Consider the following 12,743-nt stretch of genomic DNA (forward strand, 5'->3'; position numbering starts at 1 on the left):
GAAGTGGTCCTTCGGTGCTGTCGGCCGGAGGAGGCGATCGACCGGCGTCGCCGTCGTCCCGGGCTTCGGATTGCTGGAGCCGGAAATGCGGATGCCGTCCCGGAGTCTTTCCGGGACGGCATCCGCTGCCAGGAGATCTCCTGACATCCGAGGGTGAGTAACGGGGGTTGAACCCGCGACCTCCTGGACCACAACCAGGCGCTCTGCCAACTGAGCTATACCCACCAGGTGTCTTCGCCGGTTCGGCCGATGAGGTTCACGGACGCGATGTCGACGAAAGGCAGCGGTCACAAGTCTACACACTCCCGGGAGTGATCCGGACCGTCACCCGGAAGAGCCGCCGGGAGGCTCGGCGTTCTCAGGGAGCGATGGCGTCGGCTATGGCCTTGCTCGCTGCCGAGTCCGGTCCCGGCGAGGCGACGAAGACGGCCTGACGGTAGTACCGCAGTTCCCTGATGGAATCCTCGATGTCCCCGAGGGCGCGGTGCCCGCCGGTCTTGGCCGGCGACTGGAAGTAGGCGCGGACGTACCAGCGGCGGGCGAGCTCCTTGATGGTCGAGACGTCGATCACGCGATAGTGCAGGTGGTCGACGACGGCCGGCATGTCGCGGACGAGGAACGTCCGGTCGGTGCCGATCGAGTTGCCTGCGAGTTGTGCCTTGCGCGGCTCCGGGACCCGCTCGCGAATGTACTCGAGCACCCTGGCCTCGGCGTCGGCCATGGTGAGCCCGCCGTCGAGTTCCTCGAGCAGGCCCGACGTCGTGTGCATGTCACGGACGAAGTCGCCCATCTGGGCGAGGGCTTCGGCGGCCGGCTTGATCACCACGTCCAGTCCGTCGTCGATGGTGTTCAGCTCGGCATCCGTCACGACGACGGCGACCTCGATCAGGGCGTCGCGGTCGAGGTCGAGTCCGGTCATCTCGCAGTCGATCCAGACGATGCGTTCATTCGATATCGGCATCCGACCAATGTACCGCCCGGTGCTTCGGCGCCGACGACATCCCCAGGGCAGGACGAGGCAGCCGCGACAGTCCGCGCGGGCTCCGGTGCTAATATTCCTACAGCCCATCCGGAAGCGCGCGCTGACCCGAATGTGCTGCGCCTGTCGTCGGCAGGAGTGCCGCCGAAGACCGGCCCGGGCGGAAGATTCTCCAGCCTTTGTCGTGACACGGGAGCTCAGCGCCACCTCGAGCCTGCCGACGATTGGACCTTCCCTATGCCCGCCCATGTGCCGCGCGTCGACACCGCGCCACCTGCGGGTCGGAATCGGCCGAACATCGCGATAGTGCAGGGCTTCATCGGGTCGCTGATGATGTGGCTGGGATCGCTCGGGGTCGGCTGGCTCTCACAGGCATCGGTCGAGCTCAGACGCAATCCCATCATCATCGCGCTCCGTTTCGAGCCGGTGGGTGCGGTGATCTCGGTCCTCCTCCTCGCACTGGGCGGGATGCTGCTCGTCCGGGCGTGGCTGCGACTGGGCCAGCGGCTCAACGGCTGGTCCGAGGACGCGCGCCCGTACGTCCTGAAGGCGATCATCGCGTGGGCGGTTCCACTCGCTGCTGCGCTGCCACTCTTCAGTCGCGATGTGTTCGCCTACATCGTGCAGGGACAGGTGATGGTGGCCGGCCTGAATCCCTATGTCGACGGCTATTCGCAGATCTCCAACTACCAGCAGATCGGGGCCGACGAGCTCTGGGCGCAGAGCCCCACGCCCTACGGACCGGTGTTCCTGTGGATCGAGGAGGGAATCGTCCGTCTCACGGGTGGGAATCCGGACACCTCGATCATCCTCTTCCGGATCATCGCCCTCATCGGCGTCGCCCTGTGCGTCTGGGTGGTGCCCAGACTCGCCGAGCTCCACTCCGTGAACCCGACACGGGCCCTCTGGCTGACGGCGGCGAATCCGCTGCTGCTGATCAACTTCGTGGCCTCCGTCCACAACGATTCCCTGATGATCGGTCTGGCGCTCGCGGGACTGTATCTCGCGGCGAGAAGGCGTCCCGTCGTGGGCATCCTCCTGATCACCCTGTCCGTCGGTATCAAACCGATCACGCTGATCTTCCTGCCCTTCGTGGGTCTGCTGTGGGCCGGGAGGGGAGCGTCGTGGCCCAGGCGCTTCCTCTACTGGTTCGTCACTGCAGCCATCAGCCTGGGCATCCTGTGGATCATGGGACTGATCAACACCTTCGGCTTCGGCTGGGTAGGGGCACTGAGCACGCCGGGAAGCGTGTGGATCTGGTATGCGCCCGTCGGGTTCATCGGCATGGTCGTCGCAGTGCTGGGCAATGCACTCGGCCTTCCCGGGTGGGACCTGGCCGACGTCGTCCACACAATGGCACGGGTGCTCTCGCTGGTGGTGATCGCCTACGAGGTCCTCCGCGGTGACCACAGCCACATGGTGCGTCGGCTGGCGATCGCCTTCGCGGCGATCGTGCTGCTGGCACCCATGATCCAGTCCTGGTACGTGGTCTGGCTCATACCGCTGTTCGCGGTCACCGGGATCCGCGACGACTGGCAGGTGAAGTCGCTGTACCTCGTCGTGGCGTTCTTCATGGTCTACGCGATCACCGATCAGCTCGACATCTTCCCCTACTTCGGGTTCAGTCTGCTGATGGCCCGGGTGATGGCCGCCGTCGTCGCCCTCGCCTTCGGGATGTACCTCGTGTTCTTCGACCGCAGTACCAGGGTGCTCTTCCGCAGGCGCTACACCCCGCCGGCACCCGGGCACCTCCACTGATCCGCAGGATGCACCCGGGCAGGCAGCGTCACACTGCATGCCTACCGTGCAGGTCCGTCACCGAACGGCAATACTGGGCAGATGACCGAATCAGGGATCGAGACGTATCACGGTGAATTCGAGATCACTGCCTGGGACGCAGCGGCCTACTCGGAGCCCGGCAGCCATGACGAGCTGTCCCGGGTCAGCGCCGCGAAGGTCTTCGAGGGGGATATCCGCGGTACGAGCACGGCCGAACTCCTCATGGCGGGCAACGCCGTGGGCGCAGGGTACGTCGCGTCCGAGCACTTCGACGGGGCGGTCGGAGAGCGCCGTGGTGCGATGACGGTGCAGCACTGGGGTGTGGCCGAGGGCGTCGATGCGGCGAGTTCCGGGCACATCATCCCGGGCTCGGGCACGGGGGAGCTGCGCGGTATCTCCGGCCGTGCCATCTACACGCAGGATCCGGACGGGCAGCATCGCCTCGAACTCCGCGTGAGCTTCGCCGATGACCCGCCGGGCGTCGACGCGGATGCCGACCCCGACGTGTAGCCCCGCCCTGGCATCCGACGCACCGCTGAATCCGCCCATAGTAAAGTGGGTGTACTGCCTCCGTAGCTCAGGGGATAGAGCAGGGGCCTTCTAATCCTCTGGTCGCAGGTTCGAATCCTGCCGGGGGCACCACTGCAAGGGCCCCCTGACCCGCATCACCGCGGATCAGGGGGTCCTTTCCCGTTCTGGCATGACGTTGTCAACATAGGCCAGCGACCACTCCCACGTCGTAGCGGTACCTCGGAGACTGAGTCCGGGGCGGCACGCGCCGCACTCCTGAGCGAGGGAAGGACCGACCATGACCGACATCATCACCGTACGGGGCTACGTAGCGACGGAGGTACGCCTCGCCGTCGCCCACAGTGGCCTGCCGATCTCGAGCTTCCGGATGTGTTCCACCGAGCGCCGTTTCGACAAGGAGGCGAACGGGTGGGTGGACGGCACCACCAACTGGTACTCGGTCTCCATGTTCCGGCAGCTCGCGACGAACGCCGGAGCCAGCATCAAGAAGGGCGACAGGGTGATCGCCACCGGACGGCTCCGCATCCGCCCCTGGACCACCGCCGACGGCCGCACGGGAACCTCCGTGGAGATCGATGCAGACACCGTCGGGCATGATCTGATGTGGGGTACGGCGAACTTCAGGAGGAACTCAGCGGATCGTGCACAGGGGCAGAGCGGAAGCCCGGAATCGTCGGCAGACGGGAGCGGCGAGCACGACCTTCCGGAAGGGGTCGATCCGGGGACCGGGGAGGTCTACGACGGCGTGTTCGGCAGTGCTCGCGATGAAGGTGCTGCCGACGGTGCGGCCGGCGCCGTGTCCACGCACGGACCGGACACGGAAGAGCACGACGGCGGGAACCACGACGCGCTGCACGCCGGGGCGGTTCCGTTCTGACCTGCGTTCCGCCGCGCCCCCTGCCCGTACCGTGGAACCGCACGCGTCCGGGGTGAATGGGAGAACCGGGTGGTCTACCACTAGCCTTGAGGACATGGCGGAATTCATCTACACAATGACCAAGGCCCGCAAGGCCGTTGGTGACAAAGTCATCCTCGACGACGTCAGCATGTCGTTCTATCCCGGTGCGAAGATCGGCGTGGTCGGTCCGAACGGTGCCGGTAAGTCCACCATCCTGAAGATCATGGCGGGTATCGACACCCCGTCCAACGGGGAAGCCCGCCTGAGCCCCGGCTACACGGTCGGGATCCTCCTGCAGGAACCCCCGCTGAACGAGGACAAGACCGTTCTCGGCAACGTGCAGGAGGGCGTCGGGGAGATCTACGGGAAGATCCAGCGGTTCAACGAGATCTCCGAGGAGATGGCCGACCCCGACGCCGACTACGACACGCTGCTCGACGAGATGGGGAAGCTGCAGGAGGCCATCGACGCCGCCGATGCCTGGGACATCGATTCCCAGCTGGAGCAGGCCATGGATGCGCTGCGCTGCCCGCCCCCCGACGCCGATGTCAGCGTCCTCTCCGGCGGTGAGCGCCGCCGCGTGGCGCTGTGCAAGCTGCTGCTGCAGAAGCCGGACCTGCTCCTGCTCGACGAGCCCACGAACCACCTCGATGCCGAGAGCGTGCTCTGGCTGGAGCAGCACCTGAAGTCCTACGCCGGCGCCGTCCTCGCCGTCACCCACGACCGGTACTTCCTGGACCACGTGGCCGAATGGATCGCCGAGGTCGACCGCGGTCACCTGTACCCGTACGAGGGCAACTACTCGACGTACCTCGAGAAGAAGCGCGCGCGCCTCGAGGTCCAGGGCAAGAAGGACCAGAAGCTCTCCCGCCGCCTGACGGAAGAGCTCGAGTGGGTGCGCTCCAACGCCAAGGGACGTCAGACCAAGTCCAAGGCGCGCCTGAACCGCTACGAGGAGATGGCCGCGGAGGCTGATCGCACCAGGAAGCTGGACTTCGAGGAGATCCAGATCCCGCCGGGCCCCAGGCTCGGAAGCCAGGTCATCGAGGCCCGCGATCTGCGCAAGGGCTACGACGACCGCATCCTCATCGACGGGTTGTCGTTCTCTCTGCCGCGCAACGGCATCGTCGGAGTCATCGGTCCCAACGGCGTGGGCAAGACCACGCTGTTCAAGACCATCGTGGGTCTGGAGCCCCTCGACGGCGGAGAGCTGCGTATCGGCGACTCCGTGAAGATCTCCTACGTGGACCAGTCCCGCGCCGGTATCGACCCGGACAAGTCGCTGTGGGAGGTCGTCTCCGAGGGCCACGACTTCATCCAGGTGGGCCAGGTCGAGATGCCGTCCCGTGCCTACGTCTCCGCCTTCGGCTTCAAGGGGCCGGACCAGCAGAAGAAGGCGGGCGTGCTCTCCGGTGGAGAGCGGAACCGGCTCAACCTGGCCATGACCCTCAAGCAGGGCGGAAATCTGCTGCTGCTCGACGAACCGACGAACGACCTCGACGTGGAGACACTCTCGAGTCTGGAGAACGCGCTGCTGGAATTCCCGGGCTGCGCCGTCGTCGTCTCGCACGATCGCTGGTTCCTGGACCGCGTCGCGACGCACATCCTGTCCTGGGAGGGAACGGACGAGGACCCGGCCAACTGGTACTGGTTCGAGGGCAACTTCGACGCCTACGAGCAGAACAAGATCGAACGCCTCGGCGCCGATGCGGCCAAGCCGCATCGCGTGACGCACCGCCGCCTCACGCGCGACTAGCACAGCGCGTACCCGGCGGAGTCGGAGGGACACGGCCGCATGGCCGTGCCCCTCCGTGGTTCTGGGTCGTGGATCAGCGGCTCTGCGCCGGACCCCGGTGCAGTGGGTTGTCAGGCCGGGGGAATCCGGACCATGCCCTCCTGGGCCACACTCGCCACGAGTTGTCCGCTCCGGTCGTAGATGCGTCCTGCTGCCAGGCCCCTGGCACCCGAGGCGCTGGGCGAGCTCTGCACGTACAGGAGCCACTCGTCGACCCGCACGGGTCGATGCCACCACATGGCGTGGTCGAGGCTGGCAACACTCATTCCCGGGCTGATCCAGCTGAGGCCGTGCGGGCGCAGGATCGGCTCCAGGAGCGTGTAGTCGCTCGCGTAGGCCAGGGCTGCGCGGTGCAGCTGGGGATCATCCGGCATCGGCCCGATACTGCGCATCCATACGGCGTTGCGCGGCTCGCTGGCACCGGTGTTCGAGGTGTAGAGCGGACTGTCGACATGGCGGATGTCGAACGGACGCTCGAAGGCCCACGCGCGGGCCACGGGATGGTCGAAGGTACCGAGGATTTCCGCCGTGGTCGGCAGGCTCTCGGGCTCGGGGATGCCGGCCGGCATCCCGTCCTGGTGGGTGATGCCGTCGTCGGGCTCCTGGAAGGAGGCGATCATCGACAGGATCGATACACCGTTCTGGTAGGCGTGGGTACGGCGCGCGGAGAAGGACCGTCCGTCGCGCAGCCGCTGCACGCCGAAGGTGATCGGTTGGTGAGAATCGCCGGCACGCAGGAAATACCCATGCATGGAATGCACCTCGCGCGAGGGTTCGACGGTGCGCATGGCGGCGACGAGTGACTGGGCCAGCACTTGCCCGCCGAAGACGCGTCGACCGGGCTGCCGGGAGGACGCGCCGACGAAGATCTCCTCGTCGGTCTGGGCGCCGTCGGCGCCGCTGAGGTCGAGGATGTCCAGGAGGTCCGCCGTGGGGTCCCTGCGCGTGCTCGGCTCCGCCTCTGTCTCTGCTGCCGGCGCCTGATCTGCCATGGTTCGGAGTCTCCTCGGGGACGGATGGGAGCGGAGCCGTTGCTCCGTGGCCTTCACTGACACTAGACGGCACGCAAGCCGTGCTCAAAACGGGGGCTCGTGATGCCTCCGCCGACCGTGATACTGCCCGGTGCACCCGGGTCGAGGGGTCTTTGAGAGAATGGGGTCATGTCTTTCGTGCACACCGTTCCCATGCCTCTGCGCTTCGGCGACGAGGATTCCTACGGCCATGTCAACAATGTCCGGTTCCTGCAGTTCCTCGAGGACGCGCGCGTGATGCTGATGAGCGAGCCCCGCGACAGCGGTTCGTTCATGGAGCTGCTCGACGCGGATCACTACACCCTCGTGGCACGCCAGGAGATCGAGTATCTCGCGCCGCTGAATTTCAGCACGACTCCGGCGGCCGTCGACGTGAGGGTGACATCGGTCGGTGCCTCGAGTTTCGAGATGGGATACGTGGTGCGCGATCGCGTCGGCACCGAGGGGAGCACGACGAGTGCGATCGCTTCCACCAGCCTGGTGCTGGTCAGCCGGAGCACCGGGCGCCCGGTGCGCATCGCGGACGTCCTGCGGACGATCCTCGACTCCTGGCTCGGTCCCGCCGTCCTGTTCCGGCGCTCCTGTTCCGGGCGGGATGCGTGAGCGTCGACGAGCTGCGCTTGACCGATGTCGAGACGGTACGTGACTTCCGCACCCTGGCCGCGCGAGCCCGGGCGGCGGACGACGACGGTGCTGTGCGCCTCGTGGGAACGGGTGGAGTACTCGCCGCCTATGTCCGTGCGCTTGGCCCCACCGTGCTCGGCGAAGCGGTACCGACGGTGCTCGGGCTGCGGACCATGGCGCTCCAGGACGACGCCGACGTCGATGTCACGGTCCCTCTCGGCGCGATCCTGGACCGGCTCGCACGGATGCCCGAGGACGGCCTCGTCCTCCCCCTGCCGACCGTGAGCGCCACGGCGGCATGGGCCGGGGTCCTGCCGCCGCGTTCAGGGTGGATCCATGAGGGAACGGTGGCCGGTGAGGTGCTGGTGGAGGCGGCCCGGGCCGGGATAGCGGAAGTTGCAGGCGTTCTGCCGGAGCGCGCGGGAGCACCGCTGGTCAGCAGCGCGAGGATCGCGGTCTGGGGGCGGGAGCTCGAGGGCGTTCCCGGGCGCATTCCTGCCGGCGCGGCGTTCGGCGGACTCAGCCTCGGTTTCCTCGGGACCGGGGCGGAGGCGACAGCTTACAGCAACGGCCGCTGGTCCCGGCTGAGCACCGTCCGCGGCCATGTGCTGGTCCGCGCCGCTGCCGTCCTGTGACGCGGGAAGGAACGCGAGCCCGGATGCAGGCAGGCTCTCCGGCGGTTCAGTCCGCGGCGTTCACCATCGAATGGGCTGCCCGCTCCAGGTAGTCCCACAGTGTCGCCTCGTGCAGGGGGGCCATTCCGAGGGCGTCGACGGCGGCGCGCATGTGCTGCAGCCAGTGGTCCCGCGCCTGGGGTGTGACGCGGAACGGCAGGTGCCGCATGCGCAGGCGGGGGTGGCCACGCTGTTCACCGTAGGTCTTCGGCCCGCCCCAGTACTGTTCGAGGAAGAGCAGCAGGCGTTGCTTCGCGGGTGCCAGGTCCTCCTCCGGATACATGGGCCGCAGCACCTCGTCCTGGGCCACGCCGTCGTAGAAGGCGTCCACGAGCCTCACGAAGACCTCGTGGCCGCCCACGGCCTCGTAGAAGTTGTCGGTGTACTGGGGCTGGGTGAACTGGCGACCGGCGGCCGCCAGTCGTTCGACCGGCAGCGCCGTCCGGTCACCGGGGTTCTCCGCAGCCGAAGGATTCTGAGTGCTCATGCCTGGCCTTCCGCGGCCGACGAGGTCGTGCCGACTGGAGCGTCCGGACTCTCCGGCGCCACGTAACTGCCCTGCGATCTGTTGCCCACCTTGGCGATGTCACCGTTGCGGATGTACCAGACGGCGCCATCGGCATCGACCAGCCGGGTGATGCGCAGACCCAGTGACTCCACGACGCCGACGGTCTCGCCGACCTCGATGGTGTCGCCGATGCCGTACTGGTCCTCGATCGTGATGAAGAACCCGAGGAAGGCGTCACGGATGACCTCGCGGGCGCCGAAGCCGATCGCGATCCCGACGATGCCGACACTGGCGAGAATGGGCCCGATCACGAACCCCAGCGTGTCGATCGCCATCAGGACCGCCACGGTGGCGATGGTCCCGGCGGCGATACTCGAGAGCAGGCCGCCGATCGTCTGCGCGCGCTGCACACGCCGGGCGCTGTCGAACGGGCGGAACACCGGTTGGGCCCATGCCAGGTGCGCCTTCTTGAAGACCGTGTCCCCGTTCTGCACGCGCCTGACCGCGCGGGCGATCAGTGCGCGGATCACGAGCCACAGGAGCAGCGCACACACCAGGATGATCAGGGCACCGATGATCCGGCCGCCGTAGCCGAGGGAGGGGAAGAAGGTCATTGCAGTCACTTTCACACAATCATTCCCGACCGGGCATCGGAGGTTGTCCGCGCACGGTCTGGAGCGTCTCGGGTGCAGGGTGTTCCTCAAGGCTACCGCGGGGATCATGCCCGCCTGCCGCGAGGGTGGCTCGCGTCCGGGTGCACGACGTCAGTGGGAGGACACCTCGCCGATTGCGGGTCCGGAGGAGGAGGGTTCGTGCTGCACGGGGAAGTTCACGGATCTCGCGATGAAGCACAGACTGTTCGCTTCCGCGTGCAAACGGTCGGCCAGGGAGGACTGAGCCGGATCCTCCAGTTCCACCTGCGGGTGCAGGACGACGCCGGTGAACTCGCCACTGCCGTCGGCATGCAGGCGCAGGGTACCGGTTGCCGTGTCCCGGTAGCCCGTGACCACGACGCCGGCCCTCACCGCGACATGCAGATAGGACAGCATATGGCACTGCGCGAGGGCTGCCAGGAGCAACTGTTCGGGGTTCCAGCGGTCCCGTGAGCCGTGGAAGGTGGGATCCGCGGTGCCCAGGAGCACACCGGCGCCCTGGACCTCCACCTCATGATCACGACTGTAGGTGCGATACCCCGATGTGCCGGAGCCCTGGTTGCCGGTCCAGCGGAGCTCAGCCGTGTAGTGGTGTTCCGCGAGTCCCATGATGTGATCCGCTGCTATCCGTCGACGGCCTGGGCCCGGAGCGCCCGCTCCACGCCGTCGCGGCTCTCGAGCACCAGTCGGCGCAGGGACGAGGACTCGGGATCGAGACCGGCCAGGAAGGCATCCGTGGCGTCGAGTGTCGCCTGCTCGGTCAGGAGTGAGGGATACAGCCCGACGACGATCTGCTGGGCGATCTCGTGTGTCCGGGAGGACCAGACGCCCTCGATCGACGTGAAGTACCGCTCGACGAACGGAGTGAGCAGGGACCGGTCGTGGACGCGCGTGAAGCCGGCGATCATGGAGCGTTGCACCGCGTTCGGCAGATCCGCGGAATCGACGAGCGCACTCCACGCGGCCTCCTTCGCCTCCGCCATTGGTACCGCTGCCCGTGCCCCTGCTGCGGCGAGCTGCCCCGTCGCCGTGGAGTCCTGCACCAGTTCGGCGGCGATCTCGCTCTCCGTGAAGCGGCCTCCGACGACGAGACCGGTGAGCAGCTCCCACCGCAGATCCTGGTCGATGGTCAGTCCGGCAGGAACACGCTCACCATTCAGCATCGCCTCGAGCGTGTCGAGCTGCCCTTCCGTACGCGCATGGTCGGCGAAGGCCTTCGTGAACTGGAGTTGTGCATCGGAGCCGGCGGGTGCCGCCAGGGCGAGCTCCAGCAGACTGTCCGCTGCCGCATCACCCAGGGCACCGCGGTCCTGCGGCCTCACGTAGAACGCCAGGGCCGAGGCGAGCTGACGCAGCAGCACGAGCACGACGGAGGAATCTGACTCGGCGCCGATGTTCCGTAGGACCAGTTCCAGGTACTCGCGAGCAGGACTCTCGCCGTCGCGGGTGGCATCCCAGGCCGAGGCGAGGACGAGGGTGCGGGGGAGGGAGTCGCGGAAGTCCCTCACGTGCTGCACGGACGTGCGCAGGCTGGCGGGGTCGAGCCTGATCTTCGCGTACGTGAGGTCGTCGTCGTTGAGCAACACCAGGGCCGGCTGCTGCCGGCCGATCAGCTCCGGCACGTCCGTGCGCTCGCCGTCGACGTCGAGCTCCACGCGGTGCACGCGGACCAGGGCGCCGCCGTCGTCGTGGTCGTAGAGGCCGACCGCGAGGCGGTGCGGGCGCAGGGTCGGGAATGCCTCGACGGCACCCTGCAGGATCGCGAAGGAGGTGATGCGCCCGTCATCGTCGGTCGTGAGGTCCGGGCGCAGGGTGTTCACGCCGGCCGTCTCGAGCCAGAGGGCCGACCACGCCTTCAGATCGCGGCCGCTGGCTGCTTCCAGCTCGGTCAGGAGATCGACGAGCTCGGTGTTCTTCCCGGCGTGCTCGGCGAAGTACCGGCGGACTCCGGCCATGAACTCCTCCTGGCCCACCCAGGCGACCAGTTGCTTGAGCACCGACGCGCCCTTGGCGTAGGTGATGCCGTCGAAGTTGACCTGGACGTCCTCGAGATCGTCGATCCGCGCCACGATGGGGTGGGTCGAGGGGAGCTGGTCCTGACGGTAGGCCCAGCCCTTCTCGAGCATCGTGAACGTGGTCCACGCCTGTTCGAACTCGGTCGCCTCCGCAGCCGCGAGGGTCGACATGTACTCGGCGAACGACTCGTTCAGCCACAGGTCGTTCCACCAGCGCATGGTCACGAGGTCCCCGAACCACATGTGGGCGAGCTCGTGGAGGATCGTGATGGCGCGGCGCTCGACCGTGGCGTCCGGGACACGCGAGCGGAAGACATAGGTCTCCACGAGAGTGACGGCCCCGGCGTTCTCCATCGCACCGGCGTTGAACTCGGGAACGAACAGCTGGTCGTACTTCTCGAAGGGGTAGGGCGTGCCGAACTGCTCCTCGTAGAAGGCGAAGCCCTGGCGCGTGAGCTCGAAGATGTTCTCCGCGTCCAGGTACTGCATGAGCGACTTCCGGGCGAAGACGCCGAGCGGGATGGTCCGGCCCGACGAGCTCGTCAGCTCGCTGCGGACACTCTGGTAGGGACCGGCGACGAGCGCGGTCACGTAGGAGGAGATCACGGGCGTGGGCGCGAAGGACCAGGTGGAGCCCGCCGCTGCGTCGGGACCGGCAGGGACAGGGTCGGGCGTGGCGCTGTTGGAGATGACGTCCCAGTGGGAGGGGGCGGTGACCGAGAACCGGAAGGTCGCTTTCAGGTCGGGCTGTTCGAAGACCGCGAAGACGCGGCGGGAATCAGGGACCTCGAACTGGGTGTAGAGGTACACCTCGTCGTCCACGGGATCGACGAAACGGTGCAGTCCCTCTCCGGTGTTCATGTAAGGCATGTCGGCGTCGACCACGAGGGTGTTGGTCGCGGCCAGCGTCGGCAGCTGGATGCGTACCCCGTCGCTGACGTCGTCGGGCTCCAGCACCACCCCGTTCAGTTCGACGCGGTGCAGCGTCTGCGTCACGGCGTCGATGAACGTCGAGGCGCCCTGCTCGGCGTCGAAGCGGATCACGGTGGTCGACCGGAACAGCCGATCGCCGCGGGTCAGATCGAGCGTGATGTCGTAGGAGTGGACGGTGAGCAGATCGGCGCGCGCTCGTGCTTCGTCGCGCGTCAGGTTCAAACCGGGCAAGGATCGCCTCCAGGGTCGGCAGGGGTAATCGCGGGTGTGATCGTGCCCACGCGGTGCTTCGTATTCTGCCACTGTGGCATGCGTGCAGCATA

Annotated in this window: 12 protein-coding genes and 2 tRNA genes; 7 read left to right on the plus strand and 7 right to left on the minus strand. The window is 67.2% G+C overall.

Annotated features, from left to right (window positions below; translation table 11 throughout):
* Positions 1 to 152: 152 nt before the first annotated feature.
* Both E8P82_RS05900 and orn read right to left on the minus strand, forming a co-directional pair.
* Positions 153 to 225 (minus strand) — tRNA-His (locus E8P82_RS05900).
* A 133-nt stretch (positions 226 to 358) separates the two neighbouring features.
* On the minus strand, positions 359 to 961 hold the full coding sequence (orn, locus tag E8P82_RS05905) for an oligoribonuclease (protein WP_136453578.1): 603 nt from the start codon (positions 959 to 961) through the stop codon (positions 359 to 361).
* Positions 962 to 1,216: 255 nt separating this feature from the next.
* On the opposite strand from orn, the gene mptB reads away from it, so the two are divergent.
* From mptB to ettA, 5 genes are all read left to right on the plus strand, one after another.
* Positions 1,217 to 2,737 carry a polyprenol phosphomannose-dependent alpha 1,6 mannosyltransferase MptB gene (mptB, locus tag E8P82_RS05910; protein WP_168796497.1) on the plus strand — a complete coding sequence of 507 codons (1,521 nt, stop codon included), beginning with the start codon at positions 1,217 to 1,219 and terminating at the stop codon, positions 2,735 to 2,737.
* A gap of 81 nt (positions 2,738 to 2,818) precedes the next feature.
* Positions 2,819 to 3,268, plus strand: coding sequence for a DUF3224 domain-containing protein (locus E8P82_RS05915; RefSeq protein WP_136453579.1), 450 nt, complete (start codon positions 2,819 to 2,821; stop codon positions 3,266 to 3,268).
* A gap of 56 nt (positions 3,269 to 3,324) precedes the next feature.
* Positions 3,325 to 3,400: transfer RNA gene (locus tag E8P82_RS05920), tRNA-Arg, on the plus strand.
* Positions 3,401 to 3,566: 166 nt separating this feature from the next.
* Complete coding sequence (gene ssb, locus E8P82_RS05925) at positions 3,567 to 4,166, plus strand: single-stranded DNA-binding protein (RefSeq protein WP_136453580.1); 600 nt, start codon at positions 3,567 to 3,569, stop codon at positions 4,164 to 4,166.
* Between the two features lie 94 nt (positions 4,167 to 4,260).
* Positions 4,261 to 5,943 (plus strand): energy-dependent translational throttle protein EttA, encoded by a 1,683-nt coding sequence (gene ettA, locus E8P82_RS05930; RefSeq protein WP_136453581.1) that lies wholly within the window; start codon positions 4,261 to 4,263, stop codon positions 5,941 to 5,943.
* 110 nt (positions 5,944 to 6,053) lie between these two features.
* Here the strand turns inward: ettA and E8P82_RS05935 are convergent, their stop codons facing one another.
* A complete protein-coding gene (locus E8P82_RS05935; protein ID WP_136453582.1) occupies positions 6,054 to 6,974 on the minus strand; it encodes an acyl-CoA thioesterase in 921 nt (306 codons plus the stop codon).
* 168 nt (positions 6,975 to 7,142) lie between these two features.
* Between E8P82_RS05935 and E8P82_RS05940 the strand changes: the two genes are divergently transcribed.
* Together E8P82_RS05940 and E8P82_RS05945 are read left to right on the plus strand one after the other, a co-directional pair.
* The gene (locus tag E8P82_RS05940; protein ID WP_136453583.1) at positions 7,143 to 7,616 is read left to right on the plus strand and encodes an acyl-CoA thioesterase; all 474 of its coding nucleotides are present in this window, start codon (positions 7,143 to 7,145) and stop codon (positions 7,614 to 7,616) included.
* Positions 7,613 to 8,272 (plus strand): DUF8185 domain-containing protein, encoded by a 660-nt coding sequence (locus E8P82_RS05945; RefSeq protein ID WP_136453584.1) that lies wholly within the window; start codon positions 7,613 to 7,615, stop codon positions 8,270 to 8,272. The genes E8P82_RS05940 and E8P82_RS05945 overlap by 4 nt, the downstream gene beginning before the upstream one ends.
* Positions 8,273 to 8,318: 46 nt before the next feature.
* On the opposite strand, the gene E8P82_RS05950 is transcribed toward E8P82_RS05945, so the two are convergent.
* The 4 genes from E8P82_RS05950 to pepN form a co-directional block, all read right to left on the minus strand.
* Positions 8,319 to 8,798 carry a globin gene (locus E8P82_RS05950; protein ID WP_136453585.1) on the minus strand — a complete coding sequence of 160 codons (480 nt, stop codon included), beginning with the start codon at positions 8,796 to 8,798 and terminating at the stop codon, positions 8,319 to 8,321.
* Positions 8,795 to 9,433: a mechanosensitive ion channel family protein gene (locus tag E8P82_RS05955; RefSeq protein ID WP_136453746.1), complete on the minus strand. Its 639-nt coding sequence runs from the start codon at positions 9,431 to 9,433 to the stop codon at positions 8,795 to 8,797. The genes E8P82_RS05950 and E8P82_RS05955 overlap by 4 nt, the downstream gene beginning before the upstream one ends.
* A 150-nt stretch (positions 9,434 to 9,583) precedes the next feature.
* Positions 9,584 to 10,081 (minus strand): OsmC family protein, encoded by a 498-nt coding sequence (locus tag E8P82_RS05960; protein ID WP_136453586.1) that lies wholly within the window; start codon positions 10,079 to 10,081, stop codon positions 9,584 to 9,586.
* 14 nt (positions 10,082 to 10,095) lie between these two features.
* Positions 10,096 to 12,642, minus strand: coding sequence for an aminopeptidase N (gene pepN / locus E8P82_RS05965; RefSeq protein ID WP_136453747.1), 2,547 nt, complete (start codon positions 12,640 to 12,642; stop codon positions 10,096 to 10,098).
* Positions 12,643 to 12,743 lie beyond the last annotated feature (101 nt).

Origin of the sequence: Arthrobacter echini, assembly GCF_004803505.1 — a bacterium.
GTDB lineage: Bacteria > Actinomycetota > Actinomycetes > Actinomycetales > Micrococcaceae > Arthrobacter_D > Arthrobacter_D echini.